Source organism: Nonomuraea monospora, from assembly GCF_039531895.1.
Lineage (GTDB): Bacteria > Actinomycetota > Actinomycetes > Streptosporangiales > Streptosporangiaceae > Nonomuraea > Nonomuraea monospora.
Genome location: NZ_BAAAQX010000004.1, coordinates 324,959 through 343,243, shown reverse-complemented (window position 1 = coordinate 343,243; position 18,285 = coordinate 324,959). Strand labels below are relative to the sequence as shown.

Here is an 18,285-nt window from a genome sequence, read left to right as displayed (position 1 = left end):
GATGCCGACACAAGCGGGCGAGGAGCTGATCGACCGCATCCTCGCGCACCCGGGCGACGGCGACCTCGTGGGCCCCGCGGCCAACGACCTGCTGAGCGAGCTGTACGCGGGCTTCCCCGTCGAGAACCTCACCCGGCTGCTGCACAGCGGCGACGACCGGATCCTGCCGACGGCGACCTGGCTGCTGTCCGAGATCCCCGGGATGGCCGCGCCGCTGATCGGCGAGGTGCCCGCCCTCCTGGCCAGCCCGATCCGCGGCGTGCGCTACGACGCGATCGAGGTGGTGCTGGAGAACGCCGGCGAGCGGGACGGGCCCGTCATCGCCCAGGTCATCGGCCTGAGCCACGACCCCGAGAGCGCCGTCCGCTGGAAGGTGCTCGAGTTCCTGACCGAGGCGTCGATCGAGCAGTTGCAGGCGGGGGCGGCGAGCCTGCCCCCCGGGCAGCTCAAGGAGCTGACCGAGTGGCTGATCCTGCAGGACGGGGAGGATCCCGATCTGCCCGGCGTGGTCATCCGGCTCGAAGAGGGTGACCCGGTGACGCGGATGTTCGCCACGGCCGCCGCCGCGAGCCTGTCCAGCGAGGGCGACGTGAACCTCCTGATGCACGCGGTCATGGTCGAGGAAGAGGAGATCCGCGCGTTCGCCCAGGAGCGGCTGAGCGAGCTGCGCGGCGACGACTCCGCCTAGGGCGCCCGTCGGCGACGGCGCAGGCGGTGGTTCCGATGCCTGGTGGCGACGGCGCAGGTGGTGGTTTCAGATGGCCACCACCGCCGTGCGGGTGTGCCCACGGCTGCCGCCCACCTCCACCTTGATCGCCCGCTTGGCCCTGCGCACGCCGCGGTCCTTCTCCTTGACCGACTTCACCGGCCAGGGCAGCGTGATCTTCACCTCGTCGGCCGTCCTGGACGGGTCGGACACCGCGAGCCGTACGCGCCGGTCGTCCCTGCGGGCCAGCAGCGTGCACGGGCCGTCGGCGGCGAGCGTCCCGTGCGGGGTCTCCACCCGCCCCGCCCGCCAGAAGACGGCGGCGAGCAGGTCGCCACGCGAGATGGCCTGCACCGTTCCTGAGTTGGCCAGAATCCTGACCCGCAGCCCGTACGCGGCGGTCTGCGCGGCGCAGGCGTCGGGCAGCACGGCGTAGGCGTAGCGCGCCTGGCGCGGATCGACGCCGTGGTCGAGCACGATCGTCGTGTAGTGCCTGGTCACTGGGGTGTCGTCGCCGCCGGTGGTGGCGCCCTTGTCGATGTCCGACCAGCGGCCGGTGCGCTCCTTGCGGATCACCTGCGCGGCGGGCCCGTCGAGCAGCACGTAGCCGGCCACGCCTGGCAGGTGGATCCAGCGGTCGCCCCGGGCCAGCGGGGGATGGCCGTCGTGGGTGTTGCGGTTCTCCACGACGGTCTCGACGCGGCGGCCGTCGGAGGCGGTGATGCCGGCGCCGAGGGCGATCACCGCGTCGTCGAGCAGGAACCACGCCTTCTTGGCCCGCAGGGAGGAGCCGTCCGCGATCAGCCGCATGGCGGCCACGCCGTACTCGCCGTCCAGGGCCGTGCCGCCCGCCCACGGGGTGGGCGGCAGGCGGCGGTGCCCGTGCTGGAGGTTGGCGCGCTTGCGCACGTCCACCGTGGTGCCCGGCAGCCGGTACGGGTCGATCGTCGGCCACAGGTCGTCGTTCCAGTGGGTGAGGTCGCCCGTGTAGAGGTAGGTCATGCCGTCGCCGGTGTACCAGCCGTGCAGGTTCTCCCTGTTCATCGCCTCGGCCGCGCCGGTGCGCCGCGAGCTCATCGCGATCGCGCAGGCCCAGGTGGGGCGGCGGTGCACGACCCGGTCCATGTCGGCGAAGACGTAGGTGCCCGTCGTGCGCGGGCCGACCGGCACCGACGGGTCGTCCAGCAGGGCCCTGGCCTTGGCGATGCTCGACAGCGGCGCGACCGTGTCGTACGGGACGGCCGTGTTGCGGGTGAGCCAGCCCTTCACCAGCGGACGCCAGCGCTTCGCGTGGCGCTCCGGCGCGGCCTCCAGCAGGTTGAGCATGGCCTCGACCGTCTTCTGCCCCGAGTGGTGGTCGCGGTGGCCCTGGCGGGAGATGGACCGGCCGCGCACGCAGTCCATCATCAGCCCGTCGAAGACGAACGGCACGAACGAGCGGTCCACGATGTCGTAGACCTCGCCGACGTCGCTGATCTCCCACGGCGAGCGGGCGAGCATGGCGATCAGCCTGGCGACGCTCTCCAGGTAGTCGACGCCGTAGCTGCCGTTGTAGGGATAGACGTCGTGCTGGATGAACGACCCGTCACGGTAGAAGCCGTCGCCCGGCCCCCTGGTCGGGCGCAGCAGGTCGGACACCGCGTTCCTGGCCCGCTTGAGCAGGCGGGCGTCGTGGGTGAGCAGGCCGCGCATCGCCACCGCCATGGCCTTGCCCGCCCGGTTCGCGCCGGTCTCGACGACGCCGGGGTGGCTGACGCGCCGCTCCGGGTCGGGGCACCAGCGGCGCAGCGGGCGCAGCCAGCGTTTGAGCCCGTCCTTGGGCAGGCCGTCGTAGAGCAGGGCGCAGGTGTCGGTGAGCGAGCGGGGGACGCCGATCTCCCACCAGTACCAGTTGCTGCCGCGCGGGTCGAAGCCCTCGTGGTAGGCGTGCTCGTACAGGAAGTCCAGCGCCCCTGCCGCGACCTCGGCCACCTGCCTGTCGCCGTGCATGGCGGTGCCCGGCGTGGCCCAGCCCAGCGCCAGCGTGCGCATCCGGTTGTAGGCGCGGTTGAAGTTGCCGGTGCGCGGGTCGTCGAGCGGCAGGTCGGGCCAGAGGCTCGGGCGGCCGGCGGTGGGCTTCAGCTTGCGCAGCACCGCGTTGGCCGACCCCTCGATCGCCTGCGTCTGGTCGGTGTAGGCGGTGTTGTACTCCCCACCGGCCAGCAGGCGCACCCACCGCTCACGCGCGGCGTCGAACGCAGCGGCCCCGACTTCCGTAGCGTCGGTCGCGGCGGCTGGTCTTTCGCAGAGAGCAAGCCCGGCCACGGCCGCGGCACCCAGCAGAGCGGAACGCCGACTCGGGGGGTTGATCACCATACATATTAGGATATGGACACCCGATAATCGCGCACCCACGCGTTCAGCTCGACCAGGTTCACCAGCAACTGGGCGCCGCTCGACCCGCCGGGCAACTGCGCCCGCAGCTCGCCCGCGCCGATCCGCTTCAGCAGGTCGTTGAGGCGCGGCGCGTCGAACATGGCCCGCAGCGGCGACTCGCTCGCGTTCACGATCCACGTCGCCTCACGCACCAGCGCCTGATCGTGCGCGGGGTTCTGGACGTGCGGGTACGCGCTCTTGCGCCGATTCAGCGTGGACGGCGGCAGAATCGCCGCCATCGCCTCCTTGAGCAGGCTCTTCAGCCCGCCCCCGCACTTCATCGACCAGGGCACGTTCCACACGTACTGCACGAGCCGGTGATCGCAGAACGGCAGCCGCACGTGCAGCCCCTGCGCCGCGCTCATCCGCTCCTTGCGGTCCAGCACGACCGCCAGCGGCCCCGCCATCCCGAGATACAGCACCTCGCGCATCCGCGCGTCCAGCCCCCGCTCGCCCGGCAGGCGCGGCACCTCGCTCATGAGCTGCGCGTAGCGGGCCTTCTCGTCGCCGTCCCGCGCCAGCTCCGGCACCAGGTAGTCGGCGAGTCTCGGCCCGTCGCCGAGCCACGGGAAGCCGTCGCGCCCGACCAGCTCGCTCTTGAACAGGTACGGGTACCCGCCGAAGAACTCGTCCGCCGCCTCCCCGGACAGCGCCACCCTCGTGTCCTGCCGCATCCGCTGGAACAGCAGGTACATCGACGCGTCGAACTGCCCCCACCCGGGCAGGTCACGGGCGCGGCGGGTCGCCGGGATCGCCGCGAGCAGGTCCGGCATCGTCGCCGTCAGCGTGGTGTGCCTGCTGCCCATGAACCGGGCCGCCGCCGCGGCGTACGGCGCGTCCACGTCAGGGCGCAGCTCGGTCGGCGCGAAGTGCTCCTCGTCGCTGTCGAACTCCACGCAGTACGTGTCGAGCGGGTGCGGCAGCAGCCGCGCCGCCAGCGCCGCCACCGACGTCGAGTCCACGCCGCCGGACAACATCGCCCCGCACGGCCCCGAGGCGGGCAACTGGCCGGCCACCGCGTCGTCGAACAGCTCCCGCACGCGCTCGGCGGTCCTGGCGGCCGTGTGCTCGTGCGGCTCGCTCGTCAGCCGCCAGTACGCCCGCGAGACCGGGCTTCGGCCGGGGGCGTAGGTGACGACGTGCGCGGGCTTGACCTCGCGCAGCCCGGCCAGCGGCGTCTCACCGGCGAGGGTGAGGCGCGGCTGCAGCACCATCGTCATCAGCGACTGGTCGAGGCGCGGGGTGAACAGCGGGTTCGCCATGATGCCGCGGGGGAGTGAGGCGAACAGGATTCCGCCCGGGTAGGCGTGGTAGTAGAGCGGCTTCAGTCCGAGGTGGTCGCGGGCCAGCAGCAGCCGCCGCTGCCGCCCGTCCCAGACGGCCAGCGCGAACGCGCCGGTCAGGTGGGTGACGAAGGCCGCGCCGTGCGTCAGGTAGGCGTGCAGCAGCACGTCGGTGTCGGTCGCGGCGGGCGACAGGCCGAGTGAGCGGCGGACGGCGGCCAGGTTGTAGATCGCGCCGTCGTAGGCGAGCGCGACGCCGTCCCCCTCCGGCGCGGGGAACACCGCCGGCTGCTGGCCCTCGGCTGTGCCGGGGAGGGCGAGGTGGCGGTGGCCCAGGGCCGCGTGCCTGGTGAGGTGCAGCGCGCCGCCGTCGGGGCCGCGGTCCGCCATCGTGTCCGTCATCGTGCGTACGACGTCCGCGTGCTTCGTGAGGTCGCGTTCGTGGTCGATCCATCCGACGAGACCGCCGCTCATCCGGTCAGCTCCCATGCAGTCGTAGTGAGCGCCCGCCGCACCCGGGTCAGCGCCTCGCGGGTGCGGTCCTGCGCCTGGACGAGGGCGATGCGCAGGTGCCCGGCGCCGGGATTGACTCCCGGACCGGTGGCGGCGGTGGCGTCGCGGCCGATGGGTGCGCCGAGGTAGCGGCCCGGCATTGTCATGACCGCCTCCTCGCGCCACAGCCGCCGCGCCGCCGCCTCGTCGTCCGGCACCGGCAGCCACAGGAAGAACCCCGCCTCGGCCCGCCGGTAGCCGGGCAGGTCGCCGAGCAGCTCGTCCGCCACGTCCCAGTTCGCGCGCACGGCCGCACGCAGGCGGGCCACGTGCGCGTCGTCCGCCCACAGCCGGGCCGCCACCGCGCACACCGGCTCCGCCGTCGAGACCCCGCAGGCCCGGTTGTGACCGGCGTACGCCGCCACGCTCGCCGGGTCCCCGATCACGAACCCGGACCGCAGCCCCGGCATCCCCGACCGTTTGGACAGGCTGTGCAGCACCAGGAACCGTCCGGCCTCACTCGCGATCCCGGACGCCAGGAACCCGCCGCCCGCGGGCGCGCCGTGGACGAGGTCGATGTAGCACTCGTCCACGACGAGCAGCGCCCCGGCCTCCCGCGCCGCCGCGGCGATCTCCCGCAGCCGTTCAGGCGGGTGCGTCTCGCCGCGCGGGTTGCCCGGCGAGCAGAGGACTACCGCGCCGACGTCCCGCCGTCCCGCCACGGTGGCGGCCAGCTCCTCCGCGTGCGCGTAGAAGACGGCCCGCCCGCCGGACGTCTCCGTCGCCGCGTGGTAGGTGGGATAGAACGGGTTGGGCAGCACCACGGCGGGTGCGAGCGCGGTGACGGACAGGGCGATGGCGGCGGCGACGGCCTGCTTGGTGCCGGGGGACGGCTCGATCGCCAGGGACCCGTCCCGGACGGCGACGGCCACGTGGCCGCCGAAGCGCCGGGTGAGCCAGCCCGTGTAGGCGGCGCGCAGCTCGGGGGTGCCGCCGAGCGGCGGGTAGCGGGTCCAGCCCGCCACGTCGCCGAGGAGCCGGCCGTCCACCGGAGGCGTGACCAGGCGGGCCTCGCCGAGGTGCAGCGGGATGGGGGTGAGGGCGGCGGGCACGGGCACGTTCACCAGGAGGGCGCGCAGCCGCTCGAACGCGCTCGGCATCGGTCGCAGAAGTGTCATGAGAGGTGAGGGGTCGGTCGGTCGCGGAAGTGTCATGGGAGGTGAGGGGTCGGTCGCAGAAGTGTCATGAGAGGTGTGGAGGGGTCAGTCGCGGACGAGGTCGTTCAGTGCTGTCTTGCCGCGGGTGCGGTCGTCGGCGTGCTTGACGATGACCGCGGCGTACACCGAAATTTCGGGATTCGTGGGGTCGGTGCGCGCGCCCGGGACCACCACCGCGTTCTCGGGCACCTCGCCATAGGTCACCTTGCCCGTGGCGCGATCGACGATGGGCGTGGACCTGCCGAGGAACACCCCCATGCCGATCACGGCGCCCCGCCGCACCACCACCCCCTCGGCGATCTCGGAGCGCGCGCCGACGAAGACGTCGTCCTCGACGATGACGGGCTGCTCGCCCAGGGGTTCCAGGACGCCGCCGATGCCGGCGCCGCCGGAGATGTGGCAGCGCGCCCCGATCTGGGCGCAGGAGCCGACGGTGGCCCAGGTGTCGATCATCGTGCCGGGCCCGATGTGGGCGCCGACGTTGACGAAGCACGGCATCAGCACGACCCCGGGCGCCACGTACGCGCCGAGGCGGACGACGCCGCCCGCCACCACCCGCAGGCGGGCGTCGCGGAAGGTCGGCTCGTCCCAGCTCTCGAACTTGAGCGCGATCTTGTCGAAGCTCTTCGGCCGCCGCGGGCCGCCCGCGCCCACCTCGTTCTGGTTGATCAGGAACGACAGCAGGATGAGCTTCTTGACGAATGTGTCGACCACCCACTCCGTCCCCTGCGGCCTGGCGGCGCGCAGCTCGCCGCGGTCGAGAGCCGCGAGCCCGGCGGCGACGTGCGGCGCCAGCGCCGCCAGGTCACCGCCGGACAGCGACTCCCGCCGCTCGAAGGCGGCCTCGACCAGATCTCTGTTCACGTTCACGCTCCTGTTCGAGCCAGCGCTTCCCAGCGGACGGTCGCCGTGTAGTCGTCGTAGGTCTCGGCACGCCGGATCTCCACCACGTCGCCGCCGTCGGTGAGCATCAGCTCGGCGGGCCGCAGGCGGCCGTTGTAGGTGAAGCCCATGGCGTGGCCGTGGGCGCCGGTGTCGTGGACGATCGCGAGGTCGCCGTCGCGTGGCTCGGGCAGCTCGCGGTCGATGGCGAACTTGTCGAGGTTCTCGCAGAGCGCGCCGACGACGTCGAACCTGCCCAGCGGTCTCCCCTTGGCGTAGGGGAGCGAGATGTGGTGGTAGGCGCCGTACAGGGCGGGCCGCATCAGCGACGACATCGACGCGTCCAGCCCGGCGATCTCGTGGCCCTTGCGGCAGCGGTTGATGACGCGGCTGACGAGCACGCCGTGCGGGCCGGTCACGTACCGGCCGATCTCGGTCAGGATACGCGGCCCGCCGGCGCCGAAGTACTCCTCCTTGGCGGCGATGATCTCCTCCGCGTACGCGGTGAAGTCGATGGGTTTGTCGTCCTCCCTGTACGGGATGCCGAGGCCGCCGCCGACGTTCACGTACGCCAGCTCGATCCCGGCCTCGTCGGCGATCCGCGCGCCGGTCCTGATGACGTCGGCAGCGGCCCGCGCGGCCCGGCCGGTGTCGAGCTCGTTGGCGAGCGTCATGCCGTGGATGCCGAACCGCCGCGCGCCCCGCGCGACGGCGTCGGCGTACGCGCCGGCGAGCTCGTGCACGGGCACCCCGAACTTGCTGTGCGCCGCGCTGCCCATGAGCGCGCAACCGGCCGTCAGGCCGCTGGGTGAGATGCGGAAGGCGACGGTCTCCGGAAGCTCGTCGACCTTCTTCAGGAAAGATCTGTCGTCGAAAGTTATCAACGCCCCCGCGGCGCGGGCGAGCCGGTATTCGGACAGCGCGGTGTTGTTGGAGGTGAATACGATGTCGCCGGCCTGCGCGCCGACCGCCCGGGCGAGCCGCACTTCGACCGCCGAGGAGCAGTCGAAACCACTGCCTGCGGCCCGCAGCAGCGCCAGGACATTCGGGTTCGGCAACGCCTTCACCGCGAAATACTGCCGGTACGCGGCGTTGCCGAATGCGCGGACCATGGCCTCGTGGGTGGCCACGATGCCGCGCGCGTCGTAGATGTGGAAGGGGGTGTCGTAACTCGCGACGAGGTCGGGGAGCAGCGGCAGCAGCCGCTCGGCGAATTCAGCCGACATCGGCACGGCGGGATCCGATCGTCATGGCACGAGGGCGACGCAGATGGTTCGGTTACGCATTCCGCTGACCGGCCGCTGGTACGGGAAATAATAGCTTTCCAGCGGCTCGAACCCGAAAGAAATCAGGCCCTTGTGCAGATAGTCCTTGGCGATGAACCAGAATCCGTCCACGTGCTCGTGCATCGCGAAGTCGGCCTTGCCGTCGCGGGGCGCGTCGTTGGACAGGACCAGGTGCGAGCCCGACGGCAGGTGCAGGTCGCGTAGTTTGCCGAGGGCGGGGTCGAGCCCCGTCGTCGCGTCGAAGAGGTGGCCGAGCAGCCCGTCGGCGTAGACGGCCGACACGTCGGCGGCGTCGGCCGGCGCCAGCTCGAAGAAGTCGGCGGTACGCGCGTCGACGCCCTTCTTCCTGGTCAGCTCGACGGCTTCGGCGTTGCAGTCGATGGCTCGCACGTCCCTGCCGAGCCCGGCGAGGTCGCCTTCGACGAAGCCGTTGCCGCAGCCGAGCGACAGCACGGCCGCGTCGGGAGCGGTCAGCATGAGGATCTTCAGGACGATGTGCGAACGGTATTCGGGAACGTAGGTCGACGGTGTGATGGAGTCGTTGAACGCGCCCCCGCTCTCCCATATGTCATAGATGCTCTGCGACGCAGAGCCGACGGGGCGGGGCAGGCAATAATAGTCGTGAATGCGCGCCAGCTCCGGTTTGGATTGCGGCACTCTTCCCTCCCTGGTTCGAGCGGTGTCGAGGCCGTGCCCGGTACGGCGGATATCTCGCCATTGTTTTTCTGCGGCCATCGAACACGAGGCTGCAGCGTAACACGCGGCCGGCGGAAGGCGGAAGGCCGCTTTTTTAGTGGTCCGGTCAAGATCCAAAAATTGTTTAATCCGGAGGTGTGCGATGTTCGTAACATGTTAACTGCCTGCTCGGGGCGGGTGTCCGGGTTTTTGTCACGACACTTACCAGGGCCGTTTGTCGGGCCGTTTCCGGCGCAGGAAGTGGCCCTTCCTTCCTTGCGCCGCGCTCCGGCGACGTCGTATGCTCCCGCCATTGCCGCTACGGGCTCATGTGAGGTTCCGGCTATGCTCGAACTGATTCCCATCACGGAATGTATTGGCACTGAAGTTCGCGGCCTCGACGTCACCGGTTATATTTCCGACCAGGATTTCGAGCGCATCTATCAGGCGTGGATCGACCGGACCATTCTGTTGATCCGCGGCCAGGAAATGACTCCGGCCGAACAGGTGAAGTTCACCCGCAGATTCGGCGAGGTGGTCACCTACACGCGGTCCCAGTTCAACGCCGACGAGTTCCCCGAGATCCTCGTCCTGTCGAACCTGACCCGCGACGGCAAGCCGATCGGCTCGGCGTACAGCGGGCGGGTGTGGCACAGCGACGGCGCGTACCTCAGCGACCCGCCGGCGGGATCCATGTTGTACGCCCGCGAGGTGCCGCCCGTCGGCGGCGACACGTGGTACGGCAACATGTACGCCGCCTACGACGCGCTGCCGGACCACGTCAAGGACCGGATCGCCGATCTCAAGGTCATCATCAGCCGGGTGCAGTCCCGGCCCTACAACTACCCGGACCGGCCGCCGCCCACCGAGCGGGAACGCCTGGAGTGGGTGGACGTCGCGCACCCGATCGTGAAGGTGCACGACGTCAGCGGGCGCAAGGCCCTCTACGTCGGCGGCAACGTGCCCTGGCGGATCGAGGGACTGCCCGAGGACGAGAGCCGGCCGCTCATCACGTTCCTCCAGGAGTTCGCCACGATGCCGCGCTTCACCTACCGGCACCGCTGGCGGGCCGGCGACATCGTGCTGTGGGACAACCGCAGCGCCATGCACATGGCCACCCCCTACGACCACGTCAACCACCGGCGCCTGATGCACCGGACCACCCTCGCGGCGGTCCTCTAGGATGCGGGCCGACTACATCATCGTGGGGGCCGGCGCGGCGGGGTGCGTGCTCGCGTCGCGGCTGTCGGAGGACCCCGGCGCCCGGGTGCTCCTGCTGGAGTCGGGGTCGCGGCGGCGCAGCCCGCTGCTGACGATCCCGGCCGCCGAGACCATCCTCATGGGCAACCCCGCCTACGACTGGTGCTTCGAGACCGACGCCGACCCGACGATCGGCGACCGCAGCCTGCGCATCCCGCGCGGCCGGCTGCTCGGCGGGTCCAACCAGATCAACGGCATGATCTTCGTGCGCGGCCAGCGCGAGGACTACGACGAGTGGGAGCGCCTCGGCAATCCCGGCTGGTCGTGGGCCGGCGTGCTGCCGTACTTCAAGAGCCTGGAGAGCACGGCGATCGCCGGGCCCAGCCGGGGGCGGGACGGGCTGATCCGCGTCGGCCTGCCGCGCGAGCGCGACGAGCTGTGCGAGGCGTTCCTGCTGGCCGCGCAGAAGACCGGCTACCGCGAGAACCCCGACTACAACTCAGGCGACCAGGAGGGCTTCGGCTACTACCAGGTCAACCACGACCGCGGGCGCCGCTCGTCCGTCGCCGGGACGTACCTGCGCCGCGCGCTGCGCCGGCCCAACCTGACCGTGCTCACCGACGCGCACGTCACCGGGCTGCGGTTCGACGGCACGCGCTGCGTCGGCGTGCGATTCCGGCACCGGGGCCGCTCCTGGCAGGCCGGCTGCGCGCGCGAGGTGATCGTCAGCGCGGGAGCCGTCCAGTCGCCGCAGCTCCTCGAACTGTCGGGGATCGGCTCCGCCGACGTGCTCGCCGCCGCCGGGATCCCGGTCGTGCACCACCTGCCCGGCGTCGGCGAGAACTTCCGCGACCACTACGCGACCCGGCTGCGCTGGCGGGTGCGCCGCCCCATCACCTTCAACGAGCGCTCGCGCGGGCTGCGGCTGGCCGGCGAGATCGCGACGTACCTGACGCGCCGGCGCGGGCTGCTCAGCCTGCCCATCGCGCTCGGGCACGGGTTCGTCCGCTCGTCCGACGCCGAGCCGCGGCCGGACCTGCAGTTCCACTTCGCCCCCGCCAGCTACGGCGCGGGCGCGACCCGGCGGCTCGACACCTCACCCGGCATGACCCTCGGCGTCTACCCGCTGCGGCCCGAGTCGGCCGGGTCCATCCACATCCGCTCCGCCGACCCTGCGGCGCCGCCCGCGATCCGGCCGCGCTTCCTCGACTCGGAGGCCGACCGCGCGCGGCTGGTCGCCGGGATGCGCATCGCGCGCCGCGTCGTCGGGGATCCCGCGCTCGACCCGTACCGGGCCTACGAGCTGATCCCCGGCAAGGACGTCAGGACCGACGAGGAACTGGTCGCCTACGCGCGGGAGAACGGCGACACCTCCTACCACCCGGTGGGAACGTGCCGGATGGGCGACGACCCGATGGCGGTCGTCGACCACCGGCTGCGCGTGCACGGCCTGTCCGGCCTGCGCGTGATCGACGCCTCGGTGATGCCGACCATGGTCTCGGGCAACACGAACGCCGCGAGCATGATGATCGGCGAGAAAGGCGCAGCGCTCGTGATCGCCGATTCCCTGGAGAAAGCATGAGGTTCGACTACGCACGCAACCGGGCCGCCGTCGGGACCTTCCGCGACCGGCGCAGCGCCTTCTGGCCGCCGTCCGGCGGCTACCAACTGGCCTGCCTCGACCTCGCGGCCGAGACGCCCGACCTCGGCGGCGGCCTGCTCGCCGGGCTGGCCACGCTGAAGTCGGCCGTGGACGCCGAGTGGCACCACGCCAAGGACGCGGCGGCGGCGCCCGCGGGCAGGCCGGGCGCGCCCGCGCCGGAGGGCGCGCGGCGCTTCCACACGCCGGCGCTGGTCGCCTCCGCCATGCGGGACGTCGCCAAGCACCTGCCCCGCGACGCCGACCGGCGCGCGCTGCGGCTGCGCGCCGACGCCGTCGAGCACGGCTACCCGGTCCAGGCCCTGCGCGAGCTGGCGGAGCTGCGCGAGGACGTGACGCTCGTCGCCGGACACATCGGCACCTGGTCGGGCAAGGACCCCGGCGGGCTGCCCACCGCGTTCGCCTGCCGACGCGACGACGCCGGGCAGGAGTTCGTGGCCGCGGCGCTCGCCGAGCGGGACCGCGTCGAGCCGTACCTGCGCTCGCTCATGGTGGACCTGCGGCTCGGCGACCTGCCGGCATTCGCCGCGACCCGGCTGTTCTTCATGGCCGGCGAGGGCAATCTGCATCCCAAGCACATCGCGTACTTCCTGCCGGAGGACGAAGGGGTCAAGGAGTCGCCGTACAAGAAGACCTACTACTTCCGCAACACCCACAGGGCCGTCCTCGACGCGGTGTCCGCGCCGCTGTCCGCCCGGTACGTGCGGGTGGGCGACGGGTTCGACCCGGCGGCCGATCGCTTCGCGGGCATCCCGGTGCTGGGCGTGCTCAGCCACGAGTTCGGCCACTTCGTGCACCGGCCCGCGACCGACTTCGACCCGCTGTGGCGGGACGACCACTGGATCGTGGGGGTGCTCCAGGAGACGGCCGCCGACGTGTTCGGCGTGCTCGTCCTGGCCGAGGTGTGGGCCGCGCGGCTCGGGATCGACAAGGCGGACGTGGTCGCGTACTACCTGGCCGAATGCCTGCGCTACGTGGACCGCGGCCTCGGCACGTTCCCCGACAGCGACGGCATGTTCCTGCAACTGTCCTACCTGACCAGGCTCGGCGCGCTCACGCCCGAGGGGCCCGTGCTCACCGGCGAGCCCGACGTGGTGATCGCCGGGCTGCGGTCGCTGGCCCGCGTGCTGGCCGAGGTGCTGCTGCTGCCCGACCCCGCGCCCGCGCTCGCCTTCCACGCCGCCTACGGCCCGGCCGACCCCGGGCCCCTCGCCCCGCTGGTCGAGGAGCTGCGCCACCGGCCCATGCAGTCCGTCGAGTACGTGCAGGAACACCTCCATGTTCGTTGACTCCCTGGTGGACAGGCTCGCCGAGCACCCCGGGCAGCGGATGCGCTTCCTGTCGAGGGACGGCGGCACGCTGGTCAAGACGTACGCCGAGATCCACGACGACGCCGTCAAGCTCATGGGCGAGCTGCGCGACAGCGGGCTCGGCGCGGGCGACCTGGTCGGCGTGCTCGGCCCGAACTCCTACGAGTGGATCCTGGCCGACCTCGCGCTGCTCGCCCTCGGCTGCGTGCCCGTCGCCATCCCGGCGGAGAACCGCTCCGGCGCGGCTCAGATCGGCGGGCTGGTGGGCGCGTACCGGCTGGCCGCGCTGCTGCTCACCCAGCCGCTCCCGGACGGCGCCGCGCCGCCCCCGGCCACCGCGGTCCTCACGGACCGGCCGGTCAAGCTGGATCCGGTGCGGCACGCCGACGCCCCGGTGCTGCCGCCCGGCGTGCGCACCATCGCGTTCTCCTCGGGGACCGCCGGGACGCAGAAGGGCCTGCTGCTCACCGACGACGGCATCGCCAACACCGTCGAGCTGTCGGCCCGCGCGTGGCAGGTCACGACGGACGACGACCTCGCGATCGTGATGCCGTACTCCAACTTCCAGCAGCGCTACCTCACCTACCTGGCCATCTGGACGGGCTGCGCCGCCACCGTGGTGCCGCCGGAGATCATGTTCCAGGCGTTCAAGGCCGTCGAGCCGACGATCATCCTGGGCCCGCCGTCCTTCTTCGAGCTGCTCCACAACCGGGTGATGGCCGCCGACCCGGCCGACCGCGTCGAGAAGGGCCGCGGCTGGCTGTCGATGTACGGGTCGCGGGTGCGGCTCATGTACACCGGGTCCGCGCCCGTCCCGCCGGCCATGGTCGCCCTGTTCCACGAGCTGGGCGCGCCGCTGTACGAGCTGTACGGCAGCACCGAGATCGGCTGGATCGCCATGAACGTGCCCGGCAGGGCCAGGGCCGGCACCGCCGGGCCGCCCGTGGACGGCATCGCCGTGGAGCTGGGCGACGACGGCGAGGTGATCGTGCGCGCCGACCGGCCGCAGGTCGTCGGCTACGTGTACGAGGGCGTCGAGACGCAGGACGCCGTCTTCCTGCCCGACGGCAGGATCGCCACCGGCGACCTCGGCGTCATGGAGGACGGGTTCCTGCGGCTGACCGGCCGCAAGAAGAACGTGATCATCACCAGGAGTGGGGTGAAGATCAACCCGGCCGAGCTGGAGGCCGGCATCGAGCGGGCCCTGCCCGGCGTGCGCGCCATGGTCGCCCTGCCGGACGGCGCCGCGCTGCTCGCCTGCGTCGTCTGGACCGAGGACCTGGGCCGGGCGGCCGAGGCCGAGGAGGCCGTCCAGCGGCTCAACGCCGGCCACGAGCCCTCGCACCGCATCGCGACGACCATCGTCCGGCCGATGGCGGAGCTGACCGTGGAGAGCGGCCTGCTGACCAGGAACTTCAAGATCGACCGAGGCGCGGTGACCCGCGCCGTGTGGAGGAGTGGCGACAGGTGACCGAGGAGGCGCTCTGCCAGATCATCGCCAGCGTCCTGCCCGGCAGGGACGTGGCGCCGTCCATGAGTCTCAGGAACGACCTCGGCGTCGACTCGATCGGGCTCATGAGCATCGTGTTCGTGCTGGAGGAGCAGACCGGCATCGACGCCATGGGACACATCCAGAAGTTCATCGAGGCCGAGTACGTGCACGACCTCGTCGGCATCTGCCTGGGGGCGAACTCATGACGATCATCGACTTCCACTGCCACGTCGCGGCCGAGATGTGCTTCCCGCCGTCGTTCCGCGACGGCGTCATCGACAACATGGCCGCCGCCATGCGGGCGCGCGGCCTGCCCGCGACCAAGGAGCGGCTGCGCCGCATGCACGACGCGACCCTCCAGGACCCGCTCTGCGACCAGCTCGTCAAGGAGATGGACGACGCGGGCATCGACGTGGCCGTGCTGCTGCTGCCCGACTTCACCTACACGCTCAAGGACGGCACGCACTCCATCGAGGAGATCATCGACCACCACAAGCTCGTGGTGGACCGGCACCCCGGCCGCTTCCGTGTCCTCGTCGGCGTGGACCCGCGCTGGGGCGCCGACGGGATCACGCTGTTCGAGCGGGCCATCGTCGACTACGGCTTCGACGGCATGAAGCTCTACCCGCCGTGCGGCTACCGCCTCGACGACAAGGCGCTCTACCCGTTCTACGAGATCTGCGCGCAACGCCGGCTGCCGGTGCTGTCGCACATCGGCGCCACCTCCCCGGCGCTCGACTTCGAGATCGCGCTGCCCATCTACGTGGATCGGCCCGCGCGCGACTTCCCAGGCGTGGACTTCGTGCTCGCGCACGGCAGCGTCCACTACCCCGACGAGTGCGCGATGCTCTGCAACAACCGGCCGAACGTCTACATCGACGCCAGCGGCTACGAGGCGCCCGACGGCGTGGCCGGGCTCAACCGGTTCTTCCGCCGCAACATCAACCACAAGGTGCTGTTCGGCACCGACTGGCCGATCTTCCGGCTGCAGGGCAAGCAGACCAACTTCGTGGAACGGCTCACGGCGGAAGGGGCCTTCCCGGCCGAGATGCCGCAGGCCGACCGCGAGCTTTTCATGTGGAAGAACGCACAACGGCTCCTCGACAAGAAGGGCACAGGCGAATGACCTCATTGACCGACGGCCTCACCGCCGAGCAGATCCAGTTCTTCAAGGACAACGGCTACGTTGGCCCCTTCGATCTCTACGAGCCCGGCGAGGCTCAGCAGATCTGGAGCAAGGCCATGATCGAGATGGCGCTGTCGAAGAACAAGCCGCACAACTCGACGATCATCAACTACGACCGGCACCTCGACTGCGACACCCTCTCCGAGCACATCTCGCGGCCGGAGATCGTCAACAAGCTGCGCTCGCTCCTCGGCGAGGACATCATCTGCTGGAAGTCCAACATCTTCCAGAAGCCGCCCGGCAGCGCGGGCACCGGCTGGCACCAGGTGGAGAAGTACATCGTCGGCGAGACCACCACCGCCGCCACGCCGTCGCTCAGCTTCGCCTACGACCGCGACGACGACGAGGTGCTCCAGGACGTCAGCGTCTGGACCGCCTTCTCCCCGGCCAGGCGCGAGAACGGCTGCCTGCGCTTCATCCGCGGCAGCCAGAAACGCTGGTTCTACGACGAGGCCAAGCGGCTCACCAAGAACCCGGAACGCAAGACCGACTTCTTCGGCTACGACTACTCCGAGCTGCAGCTCGACCCCGACTGGGACCCGGAGAAGGACGACGTCGTGGAGATGGAGATGGAGCCGGGGCAGTTCGTGCTGTTCGTCGAGAAGTGCGTGCACGGCTCGCTGCCCAACGTCAGCGACCAGACCCGGCTCGGCTACGCCTCCCGCTACGTCATCCCGCAGACCAAGGTGTACGAGCACGTGGACCGGCTGGTCGAGTTCGGCGACGAGATCAGCCTCGACTACCACGGCTGCGTCCTGGTCTCCGGCGAGGACAAGTACGGCTACAACCGCATCTACACCGAGAACCTCAACGGCTTCGCCTTCAAGCGGGTGGCCGCCGATGCCTGACCTCGACGACCGGCTGAGGAACTTCGTCGACTTCCTCGGCACCCAGCCGATGGCGCCCCCGCTCACCTACGACGACGTCGCGCCCGGCATGTCGCGCGCCGAGCTCGGGATCAGCTCGCTCAACATCCTCATCCTGGTCAACAGCTACATCGAGGAGAAGGCCAGCGGGAAGATCGCGCTGCGCCCCGAGTGGGTGCCGCTGCTCGACGACGTGGACGGCATTTTGAAGGTGCTCGACGAGATCGACGCGTGCGCGCCGGCCGAGGTCTGAGTGAGCGGCATCTCGTCCTTCGCGTACGTGGCCGGCGACGTCGAGGGCCGGCCTGAGGACATTCCCGGCTTCGACGACCTGTGGCGCGCGGTGTCGCCGGACACCGCGTTCTCCGCGATGGGCACCGGCACGTACCGGAAGATGACCGGGCCGCTCGTGCCGTACGTCGCCGACTGCGTGGCCAAGGTGCTGAGCGCGCACGGGGTCAGGCCCGCCGAGGTGGACCGCCTCGTGCTCGCCACCTCCGACGGCGCGCTCGGCCTGCTCGGCAGGGACGTCGCCGTCGAGGTCATGCGCGCCGCCGGGCTGACCGCGTGCGTGCCCGCCGTCGTGTCGCTCCAGCAGTGCTGCAGCTCCATCGAGGCCCTGCGGTACGGCTGGGACCTGGCCGCCGCCGGCGCGCGGAACGTCGTCCTGGTGGCGCTGGACCGCACCCCGGACGACCGCGACCGGGTGAAGTCCTTCGCGCTGTTCGGCGACGCCGTGGCCGGCTGCCTGATCAGCCGCGACCACGGCGGCCTCACCCTCGCCGGCACCGGGCTGGCCGCCGACTTCTCCGGCATGGTCGGGCAGGACACGTTCGCGTCCAGGCAGGCCGTCGCCCGCGCCGCGCTCGACCGGGCGTACGGGCAGGCGGGCCGCGCGCCCGCAGACGTCACGAAGATCTTCACCTCCAGCCTGTACACGCCCATCGCCGGCTTCAACGCGATGGCCGCCGGGCAGGCCCGCGGGCTGCTGCACTTCCAGGAGCCGATGACCAGGTACGGGCACTGCGGCAATGCCGACTGGCTGATCAATCTGATGGACTACACCGACAAGACAGGCCTGGAGCGGGGCGCGCTCTACCTGGCGCAGGCCTCCGCCCCCGGCTTCTTCGCGTGCGCACTACTGGAGGCGAGTACATGAAGATCGTGGTCGACGACCTGCGCGGGCCGGAGATCGCCGCGTTCCTGGAGGAGCACCTGGAGGAGATGCGCGCCATCACCCCGCCGGGCAGCGTCTACGCGCTCGACCTCGACGCGCTGCGCGTCCCCGAGGTCACGTTCTGGTCGGTCTACGACGGCGACCAGCTCGTCGGCTGCGGCGCGATCAAGCGCATCGAAGGCACGCACGGCGAGATCAAGTCCATGCGCACCGCCTACGAGCGGCGCCGCGACGGCATCGCCGCCCAGCTCCTCACCCACATGCTGGCGGAGGCCAAGGCCATGGGCCTGACCCGGCTCAGCCTGGAGACCGGCTCGACCGAGCACTTCGCGCGGGCCAGGAACCTGTACGAGAAGTTCGGCTTCGAGCCCTGCGGCCCGTTCGCCGGCTACGGCCCCGACCCGCACAGCGCCTTCATGACCAGGGCGATCTGACGCC

General features: G+C 71.2%; 17 protein-coding genes. 11 read left to right on the top strand and 6 right to left on the bottom strand.

Annotated features, from left to right (window positions below; translation table 11 throughout):
* Position 1 precedes the first annotated feature (1 nt).
* Positions 2–688 (top strand): hypothetical protein, encoded by a 687-nt coding sequence (locus tag ABD331_RS10505; RefSeq protein WP_344473087.1) that lies wholly within the window; start codon positions 2–4, stop codon positions 686–688.
* Positions 689–754: 66 nt separating this feature from the next.
* Here ABD331_RS10505 and ABD331_RS10500 read toward each other — a convergent pair whose 3' ends face one another.
* The 6 genes from ABD331_RS10500 to ABD331_RS10475 form a co-directional block, all read right to left on the bottom strand.
* Positions 755–3,061, bottom strand: a complete 2,307-nt coding sequence (locus ABD331_RS10500; RefSeq protein ID WP_344473085.1) for a polysaccharide lyase 8 family protein — start codon at positions 3,059–3,061, stop codon at positions 755–757.
* A gap of 5 nt (positions 3,062–3,066) precedes the next feature.
* On the bottom strand, positions 3,067–4,878 hold the full coding sequence (gene asnB / locus ABD331_RS10495) for an asparagine synthase (glutamine-hydrolyzing) (protein ID WP_344473083.1): 1,812 nt from the start codon (positions 4,876–4,878) through the stop codon (positions 3,067–3,069).
* Positions 4,875–6,074, bottom strand: a complete 1,200-nt coding sequence (locus tag ABD331_RS10490) for an aminotransferase class I/II-fold pyridoxal phosphate-dependent enzyme (RefSeq protein ID WP_344473081.1) — start codon at positions 6,072–6,074, stop codon at positions 4,875–4,877. The genes asnB and ABD331_RS10490 overlap by 4 nt, the downstream gene beginning before the upstream one ends.
* 84 nt (positions 6,075–6,158) lie before the next feature.
* Positions 6,159–6,977 (bottom strand): 2,3,4,5-tetrahydropyridine-2,6-dicarboxylate N-succinyltransferase, encoded by an 819-nt coding sequence (locus tag ABD331_RS10485; protein ID WP_344473079.1) that lies wholly within the window; start codon positions 6,975–6,977, stop codon positions 6,159–6,161.
* 2 nt (positions 6,978–6,979) lie between these two features.
* Positions 6,980–8,221 carry a diaminopimelate decarboxylase gene (locus ABD331_RS10480; protein WP_344473078.1) on the bottom strand — a complete coding sequence of 414 codons (1,242 nt, stop codon included), beginning with the start codon at positions 8,219–8,221 and terminating at the stop codon, positions 6,980–6,982.
* Between the two features lie 21 nt (positions 8,222–8,242).
* Complete coding sequence (locus tag ABD331_RS10475; RefSeq protein WP_344473077.1) at positions 8,243–8,938, bottom strand: class I SAM-dependent methyltransferase; 696 nt, start codon at positions 8,936–8,938, stop codon at positions 8,243–8,245.
* Positions 8,939–9,301: 363 nt separating this feature from the next.
* Here ABD331_RS10475 and ABD331_RS10470 point away from each other — a divergent pair, with 363 nt between their 5' ends.
* Genes ABD331_RS10470 through ABD331_RS10425 form a run of 10 tightly spaced genes read left to right on the top strand, consistent with a single transcriptional unit; the run spans position 9,302 to position 18,281 of the window.
* Entirely contained in the window at positions 9,302–10,138 is an 837-nt protein-coding gene (locus ABD331_RS10470; protein WP_344473075.1) for a TauD/TfdA dioxygenase family protein, read from the top strand.
* Between the two features lies 1 nt (position 10,139).
* Positions 10,140–11,738, top strand: a complete 1,599-nt coding sequence (locus tag ABD331_RS10465) for a GMC family oxidoreductase (RefSeq protein ID WP_344473073.1) — start codon at positions 10,140–10,142, stop codon at positions 11,736–11,738.
* Entirely contained in the window at positions 11,735–13,105 is a 1,371-nt protein-coding gene (locus tag ABD331_RS10460) for a hypothetical protein (protein WP_344473071.1), read from the top strand. Before ABD331_RS10465 ends, ABD331_RS10460 begins: the two co-directional genes overlap by 4 nt.
* Positions 13,095–14,597, top strand: coding sequence for an AMP-binding protein (locus ABD331_RS10455; protein ID WP_344473069.1), 1,503 nt, complete (start codon positions 13,095–13,097; stop codon positions 14,595–14,597). Before ABD331_RS10460 ends, ABD331_RS10455 begins: the two co-directional genes overlap by 11 nt.
* On the top strand, positions 14,594–14,824 hold the full coding sequence (locus tag ABD331_RS10450) for an acyl carrier protein (protein WP_187414249.1): 231 nt from the start codon (positions 14,594–14,596) through the stop codon (positions 14,822–14,824). Before ABD331_RS10455 ends, ABD331_RS10450 begins: the two co-directional genes overlap by 4 nt.
* Positions 14,821–15,744, top strand: coding sequence for an amidohydrolase family protein (locus tag ABD331_RS10445; protein WP_344473066.1), 924 nt, complete (start codon positions 14,821–14,823; stop codon positions 15,742–15,744). Before ABD331_RS10450 ends, ABD331_RS10445 begins: the two co-directional genes overlap by 4 nt.
* Positions 15,741–16,652: a chlorinating enzyme gene (locus ABD331_RS10440; protein ID WP_344473064.1), complete on the top strand. Its 912-nt coding sequence runs from the start codon at positions 15,741–15,743 to the stop codon at positions 16,650–16,652. The genes ABD331_RS10445 and ABD331_RS10440 overlap by 4 nt, the downstream gene beginning before the upstream one ends.
* The gene (locus tag ABD331_RS10435) at positions 16,645–16,923 is read left to right on the top strand and encodes a hypothetical protein (RefSeq protein WP_344473062.1); all 279 of its coding nucleotides are present in this window, start codon (positions 16,645–16,647) and stop codon (positions 16,921–16,923) included. Before ABD331_RS10440 ends, ABD331_RS10435 begins: the two co-directional genes overlap by 8 nt.
* Positions 16,924–17,829, top strand: a complete 906-nt coding sequence (locus tag ABD331_RS10430; protein WP_344473060.1) for a beta-ketoacyl-[acyl-carrier-protein] synthase family protein — start codon at positions 16,924–16,926, stop codon at positions 17,827–17,829.
* The gene (locus ABD331_RS10425) at positions 17,826–18,281 is read left to right on the top strand and encodes a GNAT family N-acetyltransferase (RefSeq protein ID WP_344473059.1); all 456 of its coding nucleotides are present in this window, start codon (positions 17,826–17,828) and stop codon (positions 18,279–18,281) included. The genes ABD331_RS10430 and ABD331_RS10425 overlap by 4 nt, the downstream gene beginning before the upstream one ends.
* Positions 18,282–18,285: the final 4 nt, after the last annotated feature.

What these genes read in the sequence shown, in the direction of transcription:
- ABD331_RS10505 (WP_344473087.1), top strand. Translation starts at nt 2, where the DNA reads ATGCCGACACAAGCGGGCGAGGAGCTGATCGACCGCATCCTCGCGCAC.
- ABD331_RS10500 (WP_344473085.1), bottom strand. Translation starts at nt 3,061, where the DNA reads ATGGTGATCAACCCCCCGAGTCGGCGTTCCGCTCTGCTGGGTGCCGCG.
- asnB (WP_344473083.1), bottom strand. Translation starts at nt 4,878, where the DNA reads ATGAGCGGCGGTCTCGTCGGATGGATCGACCACGAACGCGACCTCACG.
- ABD331_RS10490 (WP_344473081.1), bottom strand. Translation starts at nt 6,074, where the DNA reads ATGACACTTCTGCGACCGATGCCGAGCGCGTTCGAGCGGCTGCGCGCC.
- ABD331_RS10480 (WP_344473078.1), bottom strand. Translation starts at nt 8,221, where the DNA reads ATGTCGGCTGAATTCGCCGAGCGGCTGCTGCCGCTGCTCCCCGACCTC.
- ABD331_RS10470 (WP_344473075.1), top strand. Translation starts at nt 9,302, where the DNA reads ATGCTCGAACTGATTCCCATCACGGAATGTATTGGCACTGAAGTTCGC.
- ABD331_RS10465 (WP_344473073.1), top strand. Translation starts at nt 10,140, where the DNA reads ATGCGGGCCGACTACATCATCGTGGGGGCCGGCGCGGCGGGGTGCGTG.
- ABD331_RS10460 (WP_344473071.1), top strand. Translation starts at nt 11,735, where the DNA reads ATGAGGTTCGACTACGCACGCAACCGGGCCGCCGTCGGGACCTTCCGC.
- ABD331_RS10455 (WP_344473069.1), top strand. Translation starts at nt 13,095, where the DNA reads ATGTTCGTTGACTCCCTGGTGGACAGGCTCGCCGAGCACCCCGGGCAG.
- ABD331_RS10445 (WP_344473066.1), top strand. Translation starts at nt 14,821, where the DNA reads ATGACGATCATCGACTTCCACTGCCACGTCGCGGCCGAGATGTGCTTC.
- ABD331_RS10440 (WP_344473064.1), top strand. Translation starts at nt 15,741, where the DNA reads ATGACCTCATTGACCGACGGCCTCACCGCCGAGCAGATCCAGTTCTTC.
- ABD331_RS10435 (WP_344473062.1), top strand. Translation starts at nt 16,645, where the DNA reads ATGCCTGACCTCGACGACCGGCTGAGGAACTTCGTCGACTTCCTCGGC.
- ABD331_RS10425 (WP_344473059.1), top strand. Translation starts at nt 17,826, where the DNA reads ATGAAGATCGTGGTCGACGACCTGCGCGGGCCGGAGATCGCCGCGTTC.